The organism is Salinibaculum sp. SYNS191 (genome assembly GCF_037338445.1).
GTDB classification, from domain to species: Archaea; Halobacteriota; Halobacteria; order Halobacteriales; family Haloarculaceae; genus Salinibaculum; species Salinibaculum marinum.
On sequence record NZ_CP147838.1, the window covers coordinates 2,240,277 to 2,261,025 of the forward strand.

A 20,749-nucleotide genomic window follows, 5' to 3' on the forward strand; every position below is an offset into this window, starting at 1 on the left:
CTGCATCGAATAAAGTGTCTTGTGGTTGTCCAGAGTGTGCTAGACGAACGTCGCCGTCAGGACCGTCACTCCTCGTCGTCGGGGCCGCTCGGTTCGAGTTCCACGTCCGGGAGCGTGAGGACGTTCTCGCGGCCGAGGCGGAACGAGTCGAGTTTGTCCTCGTCGCGGAGGTCACCGACCACCTGGCTGGTCTTGGCGGCCGTCCAGTCCAGTTGCTCGGCGACCGCCTTCTGTTTCATCCGGCCGCCGCTGTCCTCCAGCAGGCGCAGCACCCGCTCCTCGTTGCTCAGCAGCTCGGCCGGCGGACCGTCCGGCTCGTCGTCCGCCCCGGTATCGGGGGCGTCGCCGCTGTCCTCGGCTGGCGCAGCCCCCGCCGTCCCGTCGTCCCCGTCGAGGGGCGTCGACATGCCGCTCTCGCGGACGAACAGCCAGACGGCGCTGGCGACAAGCATCGCGCCGAGCGCCAGCAGCAGGACGAACTGGAGGCTGGTGCCGTCGCCGGTCGTGCCGTCACCGCCGTCGGCACCGTCGCCGCCGTCTCCCGCTCCACCGCCGCTCCCGGCCTGGTCCTCGGGAACGAGCACGACGCGGGGCTGGCCGGCGTCGAAGTCCCGCTGGCCCTGCCAGACGACTTCGTTCTCGTTCGTGACGTCCGCGTCCGGCGACACCGACTCGGCAGCGTAGTCGGCGGGCCAGCTAACGGACAGCGTGGTCCCGCCGTCGAGGAAGAACTGGTCGATGGCGTCGCCGACCTCGACGGTATCGCCGTCGACGGCGGCGAAGTCAGTCCACGCGAAGCGGTAGACGAGCAGGCCGTACTCGCCCTGTGGCTGGGACTCGCGGCGCGTCTCGACGGAGACGTTCCGGACGCTCATCTCCCGGCCAGTGGCGTTCTCCGCGGCGGCGACTGTTCGCTCCATCCGGTCGCGGAACGTCCCGCGGTACGTCGCGGGGTCGCTCGCGACGTCCTGCGCCAGGTCCTCGAAGGCCGCGGTGCGGTTCTCGTCGTCCAGTTGAATCCGGTAGACGACCTCCCAGGAGGCGTTGCCGTCGGCTCCGACGTCGACGTTCAGCGTGGTCGAGTCGGTCTCCACGTCGACCTGGGTGAGCGCGTCACTGTCGAACGCGGCCACGGCACCCGACAGCGCCGCGAGGACCACGACCGCCAGCACCGCTGCCCGCCCTGCGCGTCTCAGCATACGGGCAGGTGGTTTCTCCCGCTGACTCAAACCCTTTACTGCCGACGAGGGGCCAGAAGGGATATGACGGCAGCCGACCCAGTGGCTCCATGCGCGGCGACATCGACACCGACACCCTCCTGAAGGTGGTCCTCGTCCTGGCGGTGGTCTGGCTCGCACTGGAGATTCTGGAGGTCTTCCTCGACACGCTTGCCTTCATCCTGACGCCGCTACCGAAGATACTGGGGCTGGTGCTCATCGTCCTCATCGTCCTCTACTTCCTCGACCGCATCTGACCCGACCCGACGGCCTTTTTCCGGTTCGCGCCCTCCTTCGGGTGTGTACAGCCTGAACGTCCCGGTCCCGAGCGAGGTGTCCGCGCTGGCCGCCGACCTGGCGCGGGACCTCCCCGGCGCTCGCGCTCGCACGCGCGGAGAGCACACGCTGGTTGCGAAGCGACTGGGGACGGGCGACCGGGCGGCGTTCCAGCGACTCTCCGCCCGGGCCCGGGACGCACTCACCGGTGCGCCCGCCTTCGCGGCGCGGGTCTCCGGCGTCGACTACTTCGCCGACCCGGCCACCGGCGCGGCCCCCGTCGTCTACCTCGCGGTGGAGTCACCCGGACTCCGCGACTTCCACGAGCGCCTCTGCGAACAGTTCGACCCCGTCGACGGCATCGAGGGCGACGACTACGCGCCACACGTCACAATCGCTCGCGGCGGGAGCGTCGACGCGGCCGAGCGCCTGGCTGTCCGCGACGTCGACCCCGTGGAGTGGACCGTCTCGGAACTGGTCTTCTGGGACGCCGAGCGGAGCCAGCCCGCGGGGACCGTCTCGCTGCCGGCCGGGCGGTAGGACAGACAACGCTTTTGAGGGTACCGTCCGTCGCTATCGAACATGGATTACCAGGAAGTCGAAGGTGCCAGGGAGTACGTGGCACGTCTGGAACACGGCGCGGACTGGCGCGGCCAGATAGAGGACTTCGCCGCCGAGGAGGACATCGACGCCGCCTTCTTCTTCGGCCTGGGCGCGGTCCAGGACGCGACGCTGTACTTCTACGACCAGGACACCCAGGAGTACGAGGCCATCGAGTTCGACGAGCCATTCGAGGTCGCCCCGGCAGTCGGCAACATCTCCTGGCTGGACGACGGCCGCTTCGCGCACACCCACGTCGCGCTCAGCCGCGAGGACGGCAGCACCGTCGCGGGTCACCTGGAGGCCGCGACAACCTTCGCGGGCGAACTGTACGTCCGCGAGTTCGACGCGCACCTGGAGCGCGAGCACGACGAGGTCACGGACCTCGATCTCTGGCCGCTGTGACGGGCCAGCGATGAGACCGGCAGACGAGCGCTACTTCGCGGAACTCGAAGCCGAACTCGACGAGGCCTTCGACGTGGCCAACGCCGCCCGCGAGCGCGGCGGCGACCCGGCCCCCGAGGTGGAGATTCCGGTCGCCCGCGACATGGCCGACCGCGTCGAGAACATCCTCGGCATCGAGGGCGTCGCCGAGCGCGTCCGCGAACTAGAGGGGCAGATGAGCCGCGAGGAGGCCGCGCTGGAACTCGTCGAGGACTTCGTCGAGGGAACGGTCGGCGACTACGACACCCGCGCCGGCAAGGTCGAGGGCGCGGTCCGGACCGCCGTCGCACTGCTGACGGAGGGCGTCGTCGCAGCGCCCATCGAGGGCATCGACCGCGTGGAGCTGCTGGAGAACGACGACGGCACGGAGTTCATCAACGTCTACTACGCCGGCCCCATCCGCTCCGCCGGCGGGACCGCGCAGGCGCTGTCCGTTCTCGTGGCCGACTACGCCCGCGCGCTGCTGGACATCGACCAGTACAAGCCACGCAGCGACGAGATTGCCCGCTACGCCGAGGAGGTCGCGCTCTACGACCAGGAGACCGGCCTCCAGTACTCGCCCAAGGAGAAGGAGACGGAGTTCATCGCCGAGCACATGCCAATCATGCTCGACGGCGAGGCCACCGGCGACGAGGAGGTGTCGGGCTTTCGCGACCTGGAACGGGTCGACACCAACTCCTCGCGTGGCGGGATGTGCCTCGTCCTCGCGGAGGGGATCGCGCTGAAGGCCCCGAAGATACAGCGCTACACCGGGTCACTCGACGAGGTCGACTGGCCGTGGCTCCAGGACCTCATCGACGGCAACTACAAGGACAAGAGCGCCGAGAACGACGCCGACGCAGAGTCCGAGGATGCGGACGCCGACGGCGATGGCGACGAAAGCGCAGACGAGGGCGACGACGAGGAGGCCGACAGCGAGCGGTCGGGTCCGCCCCGCGTCGACCCGGCCACGAAGTACCTGCGGGACCTCATCGCCGGCCGGCCGGTCTTCTCGCACCCGAGCGAGTCCGGCGGCTTCCGCCTTCGCTACGGCCGGGCGCGCAACCACGGCTTCGCCACCGCGGGCGTCCACCCGGCGACGATGCACCTCGTCGACGACTTCCTCGCGACCGGGACGCAGATAAAGACCGAGCGGCCGGGCAAGGCCGCCGGCGTCGTGCCCGTCGACACCATCGAGGGGCCGACGGTCCGCCTCGCCAACGGCGAAGTGCGCCGCATCGACGACCCGAAGGAGGCCCTGGAGGTCCGCAACGGCGTCGAGAAGATTCTGGACGTCGGCGAGTATCTGGTCAACTACGGCGAGTTCGTCGAGAACAACCACCCGCTCGCGCCCGCCTCCTACACCGTCGAGTGGTGGGTCCAGGACTTTTCCGACGCCGGCGCGCCGGTCCAGGCGATGCAGGACGCCCCCGAGGTCGACCTGGAGGACCCCTCCCCGGCCGAGGCCCTGGAGTGGGCGACCGACTACGACGCACCGCTGCACCCGTCGTACACCTACCTCTGGCACGACGTGACCGTCGACGACGTGCTGGCGCTCGCCGACGCTGTGGAGGATGCTGACCTCGCCGCCAGTGACGGTGCGGTCACCGACACGTCGGCCGACGCCGGCAGCAGCGACCTCGTTCTGCCCCACTCCGAGCGGGTCCGCGAGACGCTGGAGCACCTGCTGGTGACCCACACCCAGCACGAGGAGACGCTGGTCGTCCCCGAGTGGCGACCGCTGGTCCGCTCGCTGGGGTTCGACGCCGACCTCTCCCGCGACTGGACGACGACGGACCTCTCCGAGCGCGCCCGGAGCTACGACGGCGGCGACAACGCCATCCAGGCGGTGAACGAACTCGCCCCGTTTACCCTCCGGGAGCGCGCTCCGACCCGCATCGGTAACCGGATGGGCCGCCCGGAGAAATCCGAGCAGCGCGAACTCTCACCCGCGGTCCACACGCTCTTTCCCATCGGGGCCGCCGGCGGCAACCAGCGCGACGTGGCGAAGGCCGCCCAGCACGGCGATGCCGTCGAAGGAACCAAAGGCGAGGTCGAGGTCGAGGTGGCCCGGCGGGACTGCACCGACTGCGGGACCCGGACCTACCGCGCCCGGTGTCCCGACTGCGGCGGGACGACCGAGCCGGTGTTCGTCTGTCGGGACTGCGAGCGCGAGGTCGAACCCGACGAGTCCGGCCGCGCGGAGTGTCCCAACTGCGAGACGCTGGCGTCGCCGACCCAGTACGAGACGCTGAATATCAACACCGAGTTCCGCGATGCGCTGCAGGGCGTCGGGGAGCGACCCGCAGCCTTCGACCAGTTGAAGGCCGTCAAGGGGCTCTCGTCGGCGGAGAAGATTCCCGAACCGCTGGAGAAGGGCATCCTCCGCGCGAAACACGAGGTGTCGGCGTTCAAGGACGGCACCGTCCGCTACGACATGACCGACCTTCCGGTGACGGCGGTCCGCCCTGAGGAACTCGACGTCACCGCCGACCACTTCCGTGAACTGGGCTACGAGACGGACATCGAGGGCGACCCGCTGCGGTTCGACGACCAGCTGGTCGAACTCAAGGTCCAGGACATCGTGCTCTCCGACGGCGCGGCCGAGCACATGCTTCAAACCGCTGACTTCGTCGACGACCTGCTCTCGCAGTACTACGGCCTGGAGCCGTACTACGAACTGAACGAACGGGACGACCTGGTCGGCGAACTCGTCTTCGGGATGGCACCGCACACGAGCGCAGCCGTTGTCGGTCGCGTCGTCGGGTTCACGACCGCCGCAGTAGGTTATGCGCATCCGTACTTTCACGCCTCGAAGCGCCGGAATTGCTTCCACCCGGAGACCAAGGTCTGGTACGAAGACGTCGACGGGGAGTGGCACCACGAACACATCGAGACGCTCGTGGAGGACCGACTCGACGATCCCGAGACGGACGACTTCGGGACGCTCGTCCAGGAACTCGACGGTCAGATTCGCGTCCCCTCGCTGAGCGACGATGGGACGGAGACCGTCCAGCCCGTCGAGGCCGTTTCCAAACACCCTGCTCCGGACCATCTGATAGAAATCGAGATGCAGAGTGGGCGGAAGCTAACTGTCACTCCAGACCACTCGATGGTGCGCTGGTCGGACGAACTCCAGACAGTTCCAGCACATACTCTGGGGAAAGGTGACCGAGTCCCAGTACTCGGAGCGAAATCTCGGGCCCAGACGGCGGTTCCCAGTGGACTTACCGCCGATGGCGGTTCGGACCTCGATACCGTAGAGACAGTTCAGTACATCTCGTCCGATGTCGAGTACACGTACTGCCTCACGGTGTCCGAGACTCACCGGTTGTCGGCGAACGGGTTGGCAGTCGGTCAGTGCGACGGTGACGAAGACTGCGTCATGCTGCTCCTCGACGGCCTCCTCAACTTCAGCAAGAAGTACCTCCCGGACCAGCGGGGCGGCCGAATGGACGCGCCCCTGGTGATGTCCTCGCGCATCGACCCCTCGGAGATCGACGACGAGGCGCACAACATGGACATCATGCGGGAGTACCCTCGCGAGTTCTACGAGGCCACCCGCGAGATGGCCGACCCCGGCGAGGTCGAAGATATCATGACCATCGCCGAGGAGCGCCTGGGGACCGACGGCGAGTACACCGGGTTCGACCACACCCACGACACGACCAACATCGCGGCGGGGCCGGCGCTGTCGGCGTACAAGACGCTGGGGTCGATGACCGAGAAGATGGACGCACAGCTCTCGATTTCGCGGAAGCTCCGGGCGGTCAACGAGTCCGACGTGGCCGAGCGCATCATCGAGTACCACTTCCTGCCGGACCTGCTGGGCAACCTCAAGGCCTTCTCCGGCCAGGAGGTGCGCTGTCTGGGCTGTGGCGAGAAGTACCGCCGCGCGCCGCTGACCGGCGACTGCCGGGAGTGTGGCGGCGACATGACGCTGACCGTCCACGAGGGGTCGGTCAACAAGTACATGGACACGGCCATCCGCGTCGCCGAGGAGTTCGGTGCCCGCGACTACACGAAACAGCGGCTGAAGATACTCGAAAAGCGCATCGAGCGTATCTTCGAGAACGACAAGAACAAGCAGTCGGGTATTGCGGACTTCATGTGAGTGAACCGCTCGCTCTTTTCGCGCCGCTACTCCAGGCGGTAGCGTCGTGTCGGCTCCCCCTCGAAGTGGGGGCCGGTGCCGACTTCCTCGAAGCCGGCGTCGCGGGCGGCCTGCCGGGCGCGCTCCTCGCTCTCGGGGGCGAGCAGTTCGACGGCCATGTTCTCGGTGCGGGCGAAGCGGACCGGCTCGTCGAGTAACCGCTCGACGGCGTCGGGGTCGCCCTCTATCTGGGTGATGTGGACGGTTCGCTCGCGCGCGTCGTAGCTGACGAACCCGACGATGTCCTCGTCGCGCTCGGCGACGCGGACGGTCCGGTCGTGGATGAGGTTGCGCATCACGTCGCGTGGCGTATCCGTCAGGTCGGCGAGGCGCTCGGCGTCGGCTTCCACGGCGTCCCGGACATCCATACCCGAATCCTTGGGCGCCACGCCAATTAAACCACGTGCCGGTAGCTCCCTGGCCCGGTGCCCTTCCGGCAGATGAACACAGTTATCCTGGGTGACGACAAAGCCGCAGCCAATGAGTCACGGACCCACACAGCGGGTGGTAGCATGCGTATAGTCGCCAAGTTCGGCGGGACGAGCGTCGCCAACGGCGACCGCATCAACCGCGCCGCCAACTCCATCGCCTCGGCCGTCGAGGACGGCCACGAGGTCGCGGTGGTCGTCAGCGCCATGGGGGGCACGACGGACCACCTGCTCGACGAGATGAAGTTCGACGCCAGCGAGGTGGACCGCGCCGAAATCGTCTCGATGGGCGAGCGCACCTCCGTCCGGATGCTCAAGGGGGCACTGCAGGCCCGGGGCATCGACGCGGAGTTCCTCGAACCCGGCCGCCCGGAGTGGCCCATCATCACCGACGAGTACGGCGAGGTCGACGTCGAGGAGACCACCAGCCGCGCACAGGACTGTGCCGAGTCGATGGCCAGCGGGAAGGTCCCGGTTATCACCGGCTTCCTCGCCCAGGACCACGACGGCACCATCACGACGCTGGGCCGCGGCGGCAGCGACACGACGGCGGTCATGCTGGGCAACTACATGGACGCCGACGAGGTCGTCATCGTCACCGACGTCGAGGGCGTCATGACCGGCGACCCCAACGTCGTCGAGGGCGCGCGCAACGTCGGCGAGATCACCGTCGACGAACTCCGCAACCTCTCCTTCCGCGGCGCGGAGGTCGTCGCTCCGTCGGCGCTGCGGTACAAGTCCGGTGACCTCTCTGTCCGGGTCGTCCACTACCAGCACGGCGACCTGCTGACCGGCGGCACCTCTATCGAGGGCGAGTTCGAGAACCTCATCGCCCTGCACGAGCGGGAACTGGTCTGTCTCACCGCCGCCGGCCGTGCCATCCGGAACCAGCCGGGGATTCTCTCACAGCTGTCGACCGCCCTCGCGGACGCCGAAATCAACGTCGAGACGGTCTCCAGCGGCATGGACTCCATCTCCTTCTACGTCGACCGGAAGTACGCCGAGGAGGCCGAGACGCTGCTGCACGACGAGGTCGTCGCCGACGAGACCCTCTCCAGCGTCACCGAGGAGGCCGGCATCGCGGCCATCCGCGTCACCGGCGGGGAACTCCAGAGCCAGGAGGCGGCGGTCAAACAGCTCATCGACCCGCTGGCAGAGGAGCACATCTACCTCCACGACGTCATCACAAGCGCCACCTCCGTCTCACTGTTCGTCCCCTGGGACCAGCGCGAGGACGTCCTCGAGCTCATCCAGCACGTCGTCTAGCGACCCTCTAACAGTCTGGTCCCGATTTCTGTCGGCAGGTCGGTGTCCTCGACAGCCGAGACGACGCGGTCGACGTCGTACTCCACGCGGTGTTCCTCGACGGTCAGGTCCGCCAGGTCCAGCACGGCGTAGGCCGCCCGCGGGTCGCTGTCGCGTGGCTGGCCGACGCTGCCGGGGTTGACGACGACGCCCTCCTCGAATTTCGCGTGGTGCTGGACGTGGGTGTGACCGAGCACGAGCACGTCCTCGTCGCCGAGCAGGTTCGGCGCGAACTCCCGCGGGAAGGTGTAGCGGTCGGGATTCTCCGGGTGGCCGTGGACGATTTTGACCCGGCCGTCCAGTTCGCGGCGCTCGTCGGGGAGGCCAGCCAGCCACTCGATGGCCTCGTCGTCGAGGTGGTCGCGGGCGTAGCGGACGCCCGCACCGGCCTGGCTGTTGAACGAGAAGGTGTCGCCGCCGGCGACCGCCCGGTCGTGGTTGCCCATCACCGTCGGCACGCCCTCCTCGCGGACCCACTCGACGCACTCGGCCGGCCAGGGGTTGTAGCCGACGACGTCGCCGGCACACAGCAGCGCGTCGATGGGGGGCATGTCCTCGACGACGGCGTCCAGCGCGACCCTGTTCCCGTGGATGTCGGAGACGAGACCGACCTTCATTGTCGGGGGGTGGGCCGCCGCGGGCTTCAATCCCCGCCCCCGCTGGGTTTTTGCTCCCCTGTTCCGAACGGGCGGGTAGATGGACCTGGAGTCGATTCCCGGCGTCGGCACGAAGACGGCGGAGGCGCTGGCCGACCTGGACGACCCCGAACGCGCACTCGAAGACGGCGACGTGGCGGCGCTTTCTCGCGCCCCCGGCATCACCGAGGGCCGGGCGGCCCGCATCGCCCGCGGCGCGATTCGACAGCGCCACGACGACCCCGGGGGCTTCGCCGCCACCCCGCGAGCGCGGGAGATACACCGCGAGGCTCTCTCCTTGCTCCAGGAGCGGACGGTCACTGACTACGCCGCCCGCCGCCTGGAGACGCTGTACCCCAGCGGCGTCCGGTCACGCATCGACGAAGTCCGCGAGTTCGCCCGGACAGCGGTGGAGCGCGACCCGGACGAGGAGGTCGCAGCAGCCCTGGCGGAGGTGGCCCCGCTCGACTCGCCCAGCGGTGTCCGGGTCCGGGACCGCTGTCTCGCCACGCAGGACGCCGAGACCTACGCGAAGGCCAAGGAAGCGATTCCCGAGGTCAGCGTCGAGGTGGTCGACGACGCCAAGCAACTGGCGGAACTGGCCCGCGGGTACGCCACCGTCGTCGCGCTGGACGAGGCGTTCGCCGGCGTCGACGTGGAGGGGGACGTCCGGGTCGAACCCGACGCGCTCGACAATCCCGTCGAAGTGGTCCCCGAGCGCGCGCTGCAGTTTTTCGCGACGAACCGGGACCGCATCCGCGCCGCCGCGGCGGTCCACCGCGCCGCCGACATGGACGCCCCCTGCGACCTCGACGCGCTGTCGGCCGCGCTCGACGACCTGGCGGCCGACGGCTCGGTGCGAGGCGACGAGGAACTCGACAGGCTCACGACGGCCGTCGACGACCTCGACGCGGCCGTCTCGACTGCCGAGAGCGTCGCCAACGACCACCTCCGGGAGGCAATCGAGGAGCGCGACGTGACCATCGAGGGGACCGACCTGCTCTCGCTGGTCGAGCGCGGGGCCGGCGTCGACTCGCTGCTCCAGCGCGAACTCGCCGACGAGTACGCCGCGGCCGTCGAGGCCGCCCGCGACCACCTGGTCGACGCGCTGCAACTCCGCGACACAGAAGCGCTGGCCCGGCGGGCGTTCGGCGACGAACCGACATACCCGGTCGAACACGACGAGGGGGCGATCAGCCGCCTGCGGGAGGAACTGACCGCGACGCGGGACCGCCGCGCCGCCCGGCGCAAGCGCGAACTCGCCCGGGAACTCGCCGGCCTCCGCGAGGCCGCCCAGGACCTCGTCGACAGCGCGCTCCAGCGGGACGTCGAACGGGCCGTCGCCCGCTTCGCCCGCGACTTCGACTGCACGATGCCCGAGTTCGGCGGCCGCGGGTTCGAAATCGAGGGCGGCCGGTCGCCGCTTTTGGACGTCCCCTTCGAGGCCGTCGAACCCGTCGACTACGGTGTGGAGGGGGTCGCGTTGCTCTCCGGGGTCAACAGCGGCGGGAAGACGTCGACGCTGGACCTGGTTGCGCTGGTCGTGACGCTGGCGCACATGGGGCTGCCGGTCCCCGCCGACCACGCCCGCGTCGAGCGCGTGGCGGAACTGCACTACCACGCCAAGACCCAGGGGACGCTGGACGCCGGGGCCTTCGAGTCGACGCTGCGGGAGTTCGGCGACCTCGTCCGCGGGGTAGAGCGACGTGAAAGCGACAATGACGACGCCGGTGCGGACCGCCCCGTCCTGGTGCTGGTCGACGAACTGGAGAGCATCACGGAGCCGGGCGCGAGCGCGAACATCATGGCGGGCATCCTGGAAGCGCTCGCGGAGCGCCGGGCGACGGCCGTGTTCGTCTCCCACCTCGCCCGGGAGATACGCGAGGCCGCCGCGACGGATATTTCCGTCGACGGCATCGAAGCCGAGGGGCTGGAGGACGGCGAACTCGTCGTCGACCGGACGCCGGTCAAGGGGCGGCTGGCGCGGTCGACGCCGGAACTCATCGTCGAGAAGCTGGCCGGCGAGGACGACGGCGACTTCTACGACCGGCTGCTGGGGAAGTTCTGACCGTCAATACCCGCTCCTGTTCGACGGTAAGGATTAATTCTCGCGCGTCCCACTAGCGAGTATGACCATCCTCGTCGCAGTGGCCGACGACCCGATGCGCGAGCGCGTGCTGGACGTGGGACTGGACCTTGGCCGGGGGCTCGGCCAGGACCTGTACGTCCTGCATCTGGTCAACGAGACATCTGCCGACTCCGACGCCCGGCGCATCCGGGACGAGGTCCGCGAGTACGTCACCGGGGCCGACGTCGCCGTGACTGTCTCCGTCGAACAGATATCACACACCGGCGCGCGCTCGGGTCCACGCACCGCCCAGGAACTGCTCGACGCCGCCGCCGACGTCCACATCTCCCACATCGTCATGGGGCACACCTCGAAGGGCCTGCTCGGCAACCTCAAGGACGGCAGCACGGCCTTCGCCGTCGCGGACAGCGCGGAGATTCCGGTGACGATCGTCCCGTCGATGGACCAGTAACCGGCCGGGTCGTTGCCAGCCCCAATACTGTTAAGTGGTGGCGAAAGCTCGGTGAAAATAATGACGGACGACCCCGAGGAGGGGATGCTATCCTGGGACGAGTCGGTGTTCCGGGACGAGCACGTCTTCGAGATCGACTACGTGCCGGAGTCGTTTCTCCACCGCGAGAAGCAGGTCACGGGACTCCAGCACGCGCTCCGGCCGGCGGTCCGCGGCTCCCGGCCGCTGAACGTGATGGCCCAGGGCCCGCCCGGAACCGGCAAGACGACGGCGGTGCAGATTCTGTTCGACGAACTGCGCGCCCAGACGGACGTGCAGGCGGTGCGGGTGAACTGCCAGGTCAACTCCACGCGCTACTCGGTGTTCTCGCGGCTGTTCGAGGGCGTCTTCGACTACGAACCGCCGTCGTCGGGCATCTCGTTCAAGGAGGTGTTCTCCCAGGTGACCGACCGCCTCGTCGAGGACGACGAGGTGCTGGTGGTCGCGCTGGACGACGTGAACTACCTGTTCTACGAGTCAGAGGCCTCCGATACGCTGTACTCGCTGCTGCGCGCCCACGAGGAGCAGGGCGGGGCGAAAATCGGCGTCATCGTCATCTCCTCGGACCTGGACCTCGACATCATCGAGGAACTGGACAGCCGCGTCCAGTCGGTCTTTCGCCCCGAGGAGGTCTACTTCCCGAACTACGACGAGGCGGAAATCGTCGAAATCCTGCAGGAGCGGGCCGACCGCGGCTTCCACGACGGCGTCATCGACACGCCGGTGCTGGACCGCGTGGCCGAACTCACCGCCGAGCAGGGCGGGGACCTCCGGGTCGGCATCGACCTGCTCCGGCGGGCGGGGCTGAACGCCGAGATGCGCGCATCCCGCACCGTCGAGACGCAGGACGTCGAGGAGGCCTACGACAAGTCGAAGTACGTCCACCTCTCCCGCCGGCTCCGGGAACTGTCCGACTCCGAGACGGCGCTGGTGGAGGTCATCGCCGAACACGACGGCGAGCGCACCGGCGACATCTACGAGGCGTTCCACGAGCGGACCGACCTTGGCTACACCCGCTACTCCGAGATAATCAACAAGCTCGACCAGCTGGGCATCATCGACGCCGACTACACCGACGTCGAGGGACGCGGGCGCTCGCGGGAACTCACGCTGAACTACGACGCCGGGGCGGTCCTCGACCGGCTGTAGAACAGCCGTTTGCATATTAATACATTGTAAACGCACCGCGGAGAGCGACGGCAGGGGCGTCAGTACCTTCGTGAGAAACGGCTGCCGTCGGTCACTCCAGCGCGCCGGCCGTCCGCGAGAGCCACTCGACGGCGTAGGCCGCGCCGTGGTCGCGGTAGGCGGCGGTGTCCAGTGCGTCGAACGGCTTTGGAATCTCGCCGGCGTGTTTGACGGCCGAACAGGCCAGTTCCGCGGCGTCGCCGAAGTCGGTGCGGCCCTGCGCGACGGCCTCGTTCAGCCCCGACAGTCGCGGTTCCAGGCGTTCGCCGGCGTCTAGCCAGGCGTCGAAGAGGTCGGGGAACTCCTCGCCCCACCCGGCGAAGACGTCGCGGGTCTGCAGGCCGAGGTAGGCGTCGTAGCAGGCGGCGGCGACCTGGTAGACCCCGACGGGGTCGAGGAAGTCACCGGCGGCAGCGTCGAACTCGGGATAGCGGTCCTCGAAGAAGCCGAGGAAGTGCTCCGGTTCGCCGAGGCCGACCTGGACCAGCGCCTCCGCGACGAGGAAGTCGACGAACGACTCCGGGGAACCCTCCAGGCGGGGCTTGACGATGACCACCGGCGGGTCGGTCTGTCGGGTCCAGGCGACGCCGCCGTCGCCCGGCATCCCGACGGTGAAGTCCCCGCCGGCGTACCGCTGGAGGACGTCGGGCGCGTCCTGCGGGAGCCACTCGGCCGGGACGGTCACGGGGTCGAGGCTGTCGACGAGCAGGCCCAGGTCCTCGGCCTGTGCCGGCGGGAGCGTCTCGAAGTCGCGGTCACAGTCCAGCACGAGCGCGCCGGGGGCGTGGCTCTCGCGGACCCCGGCCAGGGAGTCGCTCAGCGGTCGCTCGGTGAACATCAGGTCAGCGCGAGGTTCGCGACCAGCACCAGCGAGATGAGGACGGCGACGGCGAGCGTGCCGATGACGACTTTGGTTGCAGTACTCATACGCGACCGTTCCACCACCAACCCTAAAAAGGCACAGATTCGCCGCGGTCACAAGGACCAATATTAAGACCTGTCCACTGCGACGTACTATCACAAATGCCAGAGGAGACACACGAGACCCCGGTCAGCGACATCATGAGCAGCCCTGTCGTCACCGTTACACAGGAGACGACCATCGCCGAGGCCGCCGGCGTGCTCGCCGACGAGCACGTCGGGTCGCTGGTCGTCGGCGACGACATCATCGAAGGCATCATCACGGAGACGGACATCGTCCGCGCGGTCGGTGACGGCATCTCACTCGACGAGACGACGGTCGCGGAGATAATGACCGACCCCGTCGTGACCATCCGACCCCACGAGTCCGTCCAGGTCGCCGGCGAGCGGATGGGCCACAACGGCGTCAAGAAACTGCCCGTCACGGAGGACGGCGAACCCGTCGGCATCGTCACGACGACCGACCTCGCGCACTTCTTCCCGCGCAACCGCATCAAGATGGCCTCCCAGCCCGAACGCGACGTGGAGGAAGGCGAGTTCGAGTAATCAGTCGCCCGAGGTGCCGACGCCCGCCCGCCGGGCCACGGTCTTCCACTGCCCGGACCAGAACCGCCCCGTGTTCACCGCTGCTTTCGTGTAGTAATCGGCCAGGATGGCCAGGAATATCGCTGGCATGCCCAGCCCCAGCCCCGGCGCGACGCTGACGCCGGCGACGGTCACGGTGAAGCCGGTCGGCAGCGCCAGCGCCGCAATCGGGAGGCGGACGACGTAGGACCCGACGAACATCCCGTACAGCGGCCAGCGGGTGTCCCCGGCACCGCGGAGGCTGCCCCGCATCGTCCGCGCGATGCTGAACGCCGCCGTCACGACCCCGAATATCCGGACGAAGTCGACGGTCAGCGCGACGTGTTCGGTGCCGAAGGCCTGCGCGATGGGGCGGGCGGCCACGACGAGGACGACGGCGATGAGCAACTGCGTGACCAGCCCGATGCGCAGCGTCTGCCAGCCGTAGTCGGTCGCCGAATCCTCGTCGCCCGACCCCAGCGACTGGCCCACGAGCGTGCTCGCGGCCGTCGAGTAGCCCCACGCCGGCATCAGCGCGAGCGACATGACCCGCCGGCCGATGGCGTAGGCGGAGACGGCCGCCGGCCCCAGCACGCTGAGGATGAACAGGAACGGGAACCGGACGCTCGACTGGAGCAGGCGCATCCCGCCCAGCGGCGAGGCGACGCGGACGATCTCCGTCAGTAGCTCGGCGTCGAACTGCTTCCCGCGCAGGGGCAGCGCGATGTCGAACTTCCCCGAGACCAGTAGCCAGAAGAACACGGCGGCCCCGAACGCGGTGGCGACGACGGTCCCGACGGCCGCGCCGACGATGCCCAGCCGCGGTGCCGGCCCGAGTCCGAAGATGAGCACGGCGTTGAGCACGACGTTCGCCGGCAGCGTGAGCATCCGGACGTACATCGGGGTGCGCGTGTCGCCGCTGCCGGCCAGCGCGCGGGCGGCGATGAGCCCCCAGAACCGGAAAGCGAGCGAGAGCATGACGACCTGCAGGTACGCCGACCCGAAGTCGATGACCGCCTGGTCGTCGGAGAGCAGGTCCACGAGCGGGTCGGCGTACACCCACGCCCCGATAGTCAGCGGTATCGAGATGGCCAGCGAGAGCCACAGCGACTGCTTGACCGCCAGGCCCGCGCGCTCGCGCTCGCCCGCGCCCTGCAGGCGGGAGACGACGCTAATGGTTCCGCTGGTCAGCGCCAGCGCCAGCCCGAAGCCGATGAAGTAGTACTGAAAGCCCAGTTCCAGGCCGGCGATGGCCCTGTCGCCGAAGGCCAGGCCGACGAAGAGGAAGTCGGCCATCCGGAGCAACACGCGGAGCCCGCCGGTCACCATCACCGGCGCGGCGAGGTCGAACGCCTCTGTCGCCTTCGCGCGCTCGACCAGTCCCAGTCGCGCGAGCGCCGCCGGAAAGGACTCGAGCACCCACTGAACTGCGCCACGGACGACCATTCACTCGGACGTTGTCCCGCACGGTCACCTTTGTTTCGACTCCGCCGTCGCCTTGAGTCTGGACCGCTTCGGCTGCCGTATGCCCCCGACAGAGGGTGACACCTACACCGCAGAGCGGACGTTCACGGAGGCGGACGTCCGGCGCTTCGCCGCCGTGACCGGCGACGACCAGACACGCCACACCGACCCCGGCCCCGACGGCCGCCTGCTGGTCCACGGCCTGCTCACCGGGAGCCTGCTGACGGAGGTGAGCGGCGACATCGAGATGCTCGCAAGCGAGATGAGTTTCGAGTTCCACCGGCCGGTCTACACCGGCGACACCGTGGTCTGTGAGTGGACGAACGAGTCCGTCACCGAGCGGGCCGACGGCTGGCACGTCGAGGCGCGGGTCGTCTGCCGCCGGGTGTCGGGCGGGGAGGCGGGAACGGTCCTGACAGCCACCGTGGCGGGACTGGTCCGCGAGTGACTCAGGGAATCAACTGCTCGCCGTCGTCGTCGTAGACGGCGATCGCGTCGACGGGGCAGGCCCGCGCGGCGAACTTCGCGTCCAGTTCTGCGTCTTCGGGGACTTCCCGGACGAAGAGGCCGTCCTCCCGCTCCTCGCTGTCGGCCAGCACCGCCTTGCCGGCGTCCTTGTCCTGTTCGAATGCGTCCCACTCGGAGACACACTGGAACATGCCGATACAGGTGTCCCGGTCGTACTCGATGCGCATACCTCCGGTTGCACGGTCAACGGCTAAAAGGTGTAGGGAGAGCGAACGAACGTTTAAATCGGGGCACGCCCGAACCACGGGATAATGGACGTCGCGGACATCCCGGGCGTGCCCGCGTGGCTGCCCGACCACCTGCGCGAGCAGGGCATCGAAGAGCTGTATCCCCCGCAGGCCGAGGCCGTGGAGGCGGGCGTCACCGAGGGCGAGAGCCTGGTCGCCTCCATCCCCACCGCCAGCGGGAAGACGCTCATCGCCGCCATGGCGATGCTCGCCAGCATCGAGCGCGAGGGGAAGGCACTGTACATCGTTCCCCTACGTGCGCTCGCCAGCGAGAAGCAGGCCGACTTCGCGGAGTACGAACAGTACGGGCTCGACGTCGGCGTCTCGACGGGTAACTACGAGTCCGAAGGGGGCTGGCTGGCCGACAAGGACATCGTCGTCGCGACCAGCGAGAAGGTCGATTCCCTCGTGCGAAACGACGCGCCGTGGCTGGACGACCTCTCCTGTGTCGTCGCCGACGAGGTGCACCTGGTCGACGACGGCGAGCGCGGGCCGACGCTGGAGGTGACACTCGCCAAACTCCGCTCGCTGAACGAGCGCCTCCAGACGGTGGCGCTGTCGGCGACAATCGGCAACGCGGGCGAACTCGCCGACTGGCTGGACGCCGCGCTGGTCGACTCGGACTGGCGGCCCATCGACCTCCAGAAGGGGGTCCACTACGGCGACGCGCTCCACCTCGAAGACGGGAGCCAGTCCCGCGTCGCGGTCAGGAACAGCGAGGACCAGACCGCTGCCGTCGTCCGCGACACGCTCGAAGACGAGGGGTCGTCGCTCGTGTTCGTCAACTCCCGTCGCAACGCGGAGGCCGCGGCACGGCGGCTGACCGGCACCACGGAGGGCTTTCTCTCCGGCGAGGAGCGCGAGCGCCTGGCCGAGATTGCCGCCGAGATACGCGACGTGAGCGACACCGAGACCAGCGAGGACCTGGCCGACGCCGTCGAGGCGGGCGCGGCCTTCCACCACGCGGGCCTCGCCCGCGACCACCGCTCGCTCGTCGAGGACGCCTTCCGCGAGCGGCTGCTCAAGGTCGTCTCCGCGACGCCGACGCTCGCGGCGGGGGTGAACACCCCCAGCAGGCGCGTCGTCGTCCGGGACTGGCGGCGCTACGACGGCCAGGTAGGCGGGATGCAACCCCTCTCGGTGCTGGAGGTCCACCAGATGATGGGTCGCGCCGGGCGGCCGGGGCTGGACCCGTACGGCGAGGCCGTCCTCGTGGCATCCAGCCACGACGAACTGGACGAACTGTTCGAGCGGTACGTCTGGGCGGACCCCGAACCGGTCCGCTCGAAACTCGCCGCCGAACCCGCGCTGCGGACGCACATCCTCGCCACCGTCGCCTCCGGGTTTGCCCGTTCCCGGTCGGGCCTGCTGGAGTTTCTGGAGGGGACGCTGTACGCCGAGCAGACCGCCGACCGCGACCGGCTGGAGTCGGTGACGGACAACGTCATCGAGTACCTGGAACGGAACGGCTTTCTGGAACGCGAGGCGCCACGCGCCTCCGAAGACGGGGCGGCCGACGAACTCTCCGCGACCAGCCTCGGCCATACGGTCTCGCGGCTGTACCTGGACCCGATGAGCGCCGCCGAGATTATCGACGGGCTGCGAGCGGCACAGCGGGCCGGCGCGACGGTGCAGACCGGGGCCGACGCCCCGAGCGAGGACGCGGAACCGGCCGGCTTCCAGTCGGCCAGCGACCTCCGCGACCAGCAGGAGGCGGCCACCGACGAGCCCCCGGAGATTACCGCGCTCGGCCTGTACCACCTCGTCGCGCGGACGCCGGACATGTACGAACTCTACCTGCGCTCGGGCGACGAGGAGACCTACACCGAGATCGCCTACGAGCGGGAGGCGGAACTGCTCGGTCGGCCACCCTCGGAGTACGAGGACCGCTTCGACGACTGGTTGTCGGCGCTGAAGACCGCCCGGCTGCTGGAGGACTGGGCCAGCGAGCGCGACGAGGACCAGATAACCGACCGCTACGGCGTCGGCCCGGGCGACATCCGCGGGAAGGTCGACACCGCCCAGTGGCTGCTCGGAGCCGCGGAGTCGCTGGTGAGCGAACTCGACGTGGACGTCGCGCCGGCCGTCCGCGAGGCGCGCACCCGCGTCGAACACGGCGTCCGGAGCGAACTCGTCGACCTCGCTGGCGTCCGCGGCGTCGGCCGCAAGCGCGCCCGCCGCCTGTTCGAGGCCGGTATCGAGACCCGCGCGGACCTCCGGGACGCGGACAAGTCCGTCGTCCTCGCCGCGTTGCGAGGCCGCCGGAAGACCGCAGAGAACGTCCTGGAGAACGCCGGGCACCGCGACCCGTCGATGGACGGCGTGGAGCCGGACGAGGATGTTTCACACGAAGGAACTGATACGTCGACCGACGACGACACCGCCGACGACCAGGCCAACCTGGGTGATTTCTAGTGCAACTGGTCGAGGGGCTGGCGAGGGTCGAGGACGTGGACGCGTTCGTCGAGCGCCTGGGCGAGATTGGGGCGGAGTACGGCGTCGCCGTGCAGGCCTTCGACGCCCGGTACGTCGTCGACCGCGAGCACCTGACGCTGGCGGTCGACCTCGCGAACCGCGAGACCGACCGGGGCGAGGCAATCGCCCGCGACCGCGCGGTCGAGATACTGCTGTACGCCGCGGGCCGCCGGCAGATAAACCGCGCCATCGAGATAGGCGTCGACGAGGGCGAGACTCCGGCAGTGGTCGTCGTCGACGGGGGAACGGAGGGCGACGAGGCCAGTGCGGCCGCGGCCGTCGCGGACCTGCTGGCACCGGCCGAGACGCTGGGCGAACCCGACCGCGAGCGCGTGATGGACTTCTTCGACGTCACCGAACGGGAACTGGCCGCGACCGACGGGACGCTGGCCGACCTGGTCCGCGAACGGGTCGCGCTGCTCGTCGTGGAACGATGACCGTTCTCACCGACCCCCTCTCCATCGGCGGCTGCGAGGTGCCCAATCGGCTCTACCGCGCTCCGCTGCTGGAGTGTGCCGGCAACGGGCCGGATGCGGTCGACACGCTGATCGACGAACTCGAACCGGCGGCCGCCGCCGGGACTGGACTCATCTTCCAGGGCGCGAGCATCGTCACTCCGGAGGGCGGCTGTGCCGCTCCGAACATGACGCGGGTCCACGACCCCGAGTTCGTCGCGGACCTCTCGCGGCTGACGGACGCCGTCCACGACCACGGCAGCCGCATCTTCCTCCAGCTCGCCCACGGCGGCCTGCGGAGCCTGGACCTCTGGCACGCCCAGCACCGCCGCCGGAGCGACGCCGTCGGTCAGAAAGCAGTCTCGAAACCGCCCTGGCACCTGCGGCTGGCCGACCGCCTCGGATTCGTCGACCTCCAGCCCGAGGTGCTCTCGACGGCGGAGGTGTACGACCTCGCGGCGGCGTTCGGCCGCGCGGCCGGGTACGCCGTCGACGCGGGCTACGACGGCATCCACCTCTCGGCAGCGAACATGAGCCTCATCCAGCAGTTCCTCTCGCCGTACTACAACCGCCGCGACGACGAGTTCGCCGACGGCGTGCAGTTCCTGCTGGCGATTCGGGACGCGATCCGCGACCACGCCGGCGACGTCCCGCTCGTGACGAAGGTACCGGCCGAGACGGCCGCGCCGCCCTTTGTCCGTCGCCACCTCACCCGCGGGGACGCCGTGGACATCGCCTCGCGGCTGGCGGCGGCGGGGTTCGACGCGCTCGTCCCCGTCGAGGTCTCGGTCTACTGGGACATGAGCGTCGTCCGCGGCGAGTACCCGGCCCGCGCGTGGGCTGCTTCGGACCTGCAGGCCGACTACGCCGCCGCGTTCGGGGGCCGCCTCCGGGCGCGCGCGGTCCGGGCGGCCAACCGCGTCGAGGAGTACTGGTACCCGACGGAACCGGGCTGGAACGCGGACCTCTGCCGCGCGGTCCGGGCGGCCGTGGACGTGCCGGTGCTCTGCGAGGGCGGCCTCCGCGAGCGCGACCACTGCGAGGGGCTACTCGGTGACGACGGCTCCCCCGCCTGCGACATGGTCGGCATGGGGCGACCGTTCTACGCCGAGCCGCGGCTCCCGGCGCGGTTGCTCGACGGCGGCGGGCGGGTCCTGTGTGAGAGCTGCAACAACTGCACGGTTCCGCAGGTGGCGGGGGAGCCGGGGCGGTGCCGGACGCCCGATATCGTCCGCGAGCGCGCCCGTCTGGAGCGCGACGGGGCCTACGACGGCGAGGAGTGAGCCGTCGGCTGTCCGGGAGCGAGAACGC

Annotated in this window: 19 protein-coding genes; 13 read left to right on the forward strand and 6 right to left on the reverse strand. The window is 69.2% G+C overall.

Annotation, left to right across the window (positions count from 1 at the left end):
• Positions 1-65: 65 nt before the first annotated feature.
• Positions 66-1,199, reverse strand: a complete 1,134-nt coding sequence (locus tag WDJ57_RS12020; protein ID WP_338901059.1) for a DUF7345 domain-containing protein — start codon at positions 1,197-1,199, stop codon at positions 66-68.
• Positions 1,200-1,288: 89 nt separating this feature from the next.
• On the opposite strand from WDJ57_RS12020, the gene WDJ57_RS12025 reads away from it, so the two are divergent.
• The 4 genes from WDJ57_RS12025 to WDJ57_RS12040 are packed head-to-tail and all read left to right on the forward strand — an operon-like array spanning position 1,289 to position 6,630.
• Positions 1,289-1,474, forward strand: coding sequence for a DUF7554 family protein (locus WDJ57_RS12025; protein WP_338901060.1), 186 nt, complete (start codon positions 1,289-1,291; stop codon positions 1,472-1,474).
• A 43-nt stretch (positions 1,475-1,517) separates the two neighbouring features.
• Positions 1,518-2,033 carry a 2'-5' RNA ligase family protein gene (locus WDJ57_RS12030; RefSeq protein WP_338901061.1) on the forward strand — a complete coding sequence of 172 codons (516 nt, stop codon included), beginning with the start codon at positions 1,518-1,520 and terminating at the stop codon, positions 2,031-2,033.
• A 42-nt stretch (positions 2,034-2,075) separates the two neighbouring features.
• Positions 2,076-2,498, forward strand: a complete 423-nt coding sequence (locus tag WDJ57_RS12035) for a PPC domain-containing DNA-binding protein (RefSeq protein WP_338901062.1) — start codon at positions 2,076-2,078, stop codon at positions 2,496-2,498.
• Between the two features lie 10 nt (positions 2,499-2,508).
• Entirely contained in the window at positions 2,509-6,630 is a 4,122-nt protein-coding gene (locus tag WDJ57_RS12040; protein ID WP_338901063.1) for a DNA-directed DNA polymerase II large subunit, read from the forward strand.
• 26 nt (positions 6,631-6,656) lie between these two features.
• On the opposite strand, the gene WDJ57_RS12045 is transcribed toward WDJ57_RS12040, so the two are convergent.
• The gene (locus tag WDJ57_RS12045) at positions 6,657-7,037 is read right to left on the reverse strand and encodes a hypothetical protein (protein ID WP_338901064.1); all 381 of its coding nucleotides are present in this window, start codon (positions 7,035-7,037) and stop codon (positions 6,657-6,659) included.
• A gap of 144 nt (positions 7,038-7,181) precedes the next feature.
• Between WDJ57_RS12045 and WDJ57_RS12050 the strand changes: the two genes are divergently transcribed.
• Positions 7,182-8,363, forward strand: a complete 1,182-nt coding sequence (locus WDJ57_RS12050; RefSeq protein ID WP_338901065.1) for an aspartate kinase — start codon at positions 7,182-7,184, stop codon at positions 8,361-8,363.
• On the opposite strand, the gene WDJ57_RS12055 is transcribed toward WDJ57_RS12050, so the two are convergent.
• Positions 8,360-9,019, reverse strand: coding sequence for a metallophosphoesterase family protein (locus tag WDJ57_RS12055; protein WP_338901066.1), 660 nt, complete (start codon positions 9,017-9,019; stop codon positions 8,360-8,362). The genes WDJ57_RS12050 and WDJ57_RS12055 overlap by 4 nt on opposite strands.
• Positions 9,020-9,098: 79 nt before the next feature.
• On the opposite strand from WDJ57_RS12055, the gene WDJ57_RS12060 reads away from it, so the two are divergent.
• The 3 genes from WDJ57_RS12060 to WDJ57_RS12070 all read left to right on the forward strand — a co-directional run bounded on the left by WDJ57_RS12060 (position 9,099) and on the right by WDJ57_RS12070 (position 12,765).
• The gene (locus WDJ57_RS12060) at positions 9,099-11,105 is read left to right on the forward strand and encodes a helix-hairpin-helix domain-containing protein (RefSeq protein WP_338901067.1); all 2,007 of its coding nucleotides are present in this window, start codon (positions 9,099-9,101) and stop codon (positions 11,103-11,105) included.
• A 61-nt stretch (positions 11,106-11,166) separates the two neighbouring features.
• Positions 11,167-11,577: a universal stress protein gene (locus WDJ57_RS12065; RefSeq protein WP_338901068.1), complete on the forward strand. Its 411-nt coding sequence runs from the start codon at positions 11,167-11,169 to the stop codon at positions 11,575-11,577.
• A gap of 60 nt (positions 11,578-11,637) precedes the next feature.
• Positions 11,638-12,765 (forward strand): ORC1-type DNA replication protein, encoded by a 1,128-nt coding sequence (locus WDJ57_RS12070; protein WP_338901069.1) that lies wholly within the window; start codon positions 11,638-11,640, stop codon positions 12,763-12,765.
• A gap of 91 nt (positions 12,766-12,856) precedes the next feature.
• On the opposite strand, the gene WDJ57_RS12075 is transcribed toward WDJ57_RS12070, so the two are convergent.
• Complete coding sequence (locus tag WDJ57_RS12075) at positions 12,857-13,642, reverse strand: DUF7089 family protein (RefSeq protein ID WP_338901070.1); 786 nt, start codon at positions 13,640-13,642, stop codon at positions 12,857-12,859.
• Positions 13,643-13,827: 185 nt separating this feature from the next.
• Here WDJ57_RS12075 and WDJ57_RS12085 point away from each other — a divergent pair, with 185 nt between their 5' ends.
• The gene (locus WDJ57_RS12085; protein ID WP_338901072.1) at positions 13,828-14,271 is read left to right on the forward strand and encodes a cyclic nucleotide-binding/CBS domain-containing protein; all 444 of its coding nucleotides are present in this window, start codon (positions 13,828-13,830) and stop codon (positions 14,269-14,271) included.
• Here WDJ57_RS12085 and WDJ57_RS12090 read toward each other — a convergent pair whose 3' ends face one another.
• Positions 14,272-15,735, reverse strand: a complete 1,464-nt coding sequence (locus WDJ57_RS12090; protein WP_338901073.1) for an MATE family efflux transporter — start codon at positions 15,733-15,735, stop codon at positions 14,272-14,274.
• Between the two features lie 79 nt (positions 15,736-15,814).
• On the opposite strand from WDJ57_RS12090, the gene WDJ57_RS12095 reads away from it, so the two are divergent.
• Positions 15,815-16,201, forward strand: coding sequence for a MaoC/PaaZ C-terminal domain-containing protein (locus WDJ57_RS12095; RefSeq protein ID WP_338901074.1), 387 nt, complete (start codon positions 15,815-15,817; stop codon positions 16,199-16,201).
• Between the two features lies 1 nt (position 16,202).
• On the opposite strand, the gene WDJ57_RS12100 is transcribed toward WDJ57_RS12095, so the two are convergent.
• Positions 16,203-16,448, reverse strand: a complete 246-nt coding sequence (locus tag WDJ57_RS12100; RefSeq protein WP_338901075.1) for a ferredoxin — start codon at positions 16,446-16,448, stop codon at positions 16,203-16,205.
• An 84-nt stretch (positions 16,449-16,532) separates the two neighbouring features.
• Here WDJ57_RS12100 and WDJ57_RS12105 point away from each other — a divergent pair, with 84 nt between their 5' ends.
• Genes WDJ57_RS12105 through WDJ57_RS12115 form a run of 3 tightly spaced genes read left to right on the forward strand, consistent with a single transcriptional unit; the run spans position 16,533 to position 20,721 of the window.
• On the forward strand, positions 16,533-18,923 hold the full coding sequence (locus tag WDJ57_RS12105) for an ATP-dependent DNA helicase (RefSeq protein ID WP_338901076.1): 2,391 nt from the start codon (positions 16,533-16,535) through the stop codon (positions 18,921-18,923).
• Entirely contained in the window at positions 18,923-19,420 is a 498-nt protein-coding gene (cgi121, locus tag WDJ57_RS12110) for a KEOPS complex subunit Cgi121 (RefSeq protein WP_338901077.1), read from the forward strand. The genes WDJ57_RS12105 and cgi121 overlap by 1 nt, the downstream gene beginning before the upstream one ends.
• Entirely contained in the window at positions 19,417-20,721 is a 1,305-nt protein-coding gene (locus WDJ57_RS12115; RefSeq protein WP_338901078.1) for an NADH:flavin oxidoreductase, read from the forward strand. Before cgi121 ends, WDJ57_RS12115 begins: the two co-directional genes overlap by 4 nt.
• The last annotated feature ends 28 nt before the right edge of the window (positions 20,722-20,749 follow it).

Excerpts from the sequence above, each read along its gene's own strand:
- WDJ57_RS12020 (WP_338901059.1), bottom strand. The coding sequence starts at position 1,199 with ATGCTGAGACGCGCAGGGCGGGCAGCGGTGCTGGCGGTCGTGGTCCTC.
- WDJ57_RS12025 (WP_338901060.1), top strand. The coding sequence starts at position 1,289 with ATGCGCGGCGACATCGACACCGACACCCTCCTGAAGGTGGTCCTCGTC.
- WDJ57_RS12035 (WP_338901062.1), top strand. The coding sequence starts at position 2,076 with ATGGATTACCAGGAAGTCGAAGGTGCCAGGGAGTACGTGGCACGTCTG.
- WDJ57_RS12040 (WP_338901063.1), top strand. The coding sequence starts at position 2,509 with ATGAGACCGGCAGACGAGCGCTACTTCGCGGAACTCGAAGCCGAACTC.
- WDJ57_RS12045 (WP_338901064.1), bottom strand. The coding sequence starts at position 7,037 with ATGGATGTCCGGGACGCCGTGGAAGCCGACGCCGAGCGCCTCGCCGAC.
- WDJ57_RS12050 (WP_338901065.1), top strand. The coding sequence starts at position 7,182 with ATGCGTATAGTCGCCAAGTTCGGCGGGACGAGCGTCGCCAACGGCGAC.
- WDJ57_RS12055 (WP_338901066.1), bottom strand. The coding sequence starts at position 9,019 with ATGAAGGTCGGTCTCGTCTCCGACATCCACGGGAACAGGGTCGCGCTG.
- WDJ57_RS12060 (WP_338901067.1), top strand. The coding sequence starts at position 9,099 with ATGGACCTGGAGTCGATTCCCGGCGTCGGCACGAAGACGGCGGAGGCG.
- WDJ57_RS12065 (WP_338901068.1), top strand. The coding sequence starts at position 11,167 with ATGACCATCCTCGTCGCAGTGGCCGACGACCCGATGCGCGAGCGCGTG.
- WDJ57_RS12070 (WP_338901069.1), top strand. The coding sequence starts at position 11,638 with ATGACGGACGACCCCGAGGAGGGGATGCTATCCTGGGACGAGTCGGTG.
- WDJ57_RS12075 (WP_338901070.1), bottom strand. The coding sequence starts at position 13,642 with ATGTTCACCGAGCGACCGCTGAGCGACTCCCTGGCCGGGGTCCGCGAG.
- WDJ57_RS12085 (WP_338901072.1), top strand. The coding sequence starts at position 13,828 with ATGCCAGAGGAGACACACGAGACCCCGGTCAGCGACATCATGAGCAGC.
- WDJ57_RS12090 (WP_338901073.1), bottom strand. The coding sequence starts at position 15,735 with ATGGTCGTCCGTGGCGCAGTTCAGTGGGTGCTCGAGTCCTTTCCGGCG.
- WDJ57_RS12095 (WP_338901074.1), top strand. The coding sequence starts at position 15,815 with ATGCCCCCGACAGAGGGTGACACCTACACCGCAGAGCGGACGTTCACG.
- WDJ57_RS12100 (WP_338901075.1), bottom strand. The coding sequence starts at position 16,448 with ATGCGCATCGAGTACGACCGGGACACCTGTATCGGCATGTTCCAGTGT.
- WDJ57_RS12105 (WP_338901076.1), top strand. The coding sequence starts at position 16,533 with ATGGACGTCGCGGACATCCCGGGCGTGCCCGCGTGGCTGCCCGACCAC.
- WDJ57_RS12115 (WP_338901078.1), top strand. The coding sequence starts at position 19,417 with ATGACCGTTCTCACCGACCCCCTCTCCATCGGCGGCTGCGAGGTGCCC.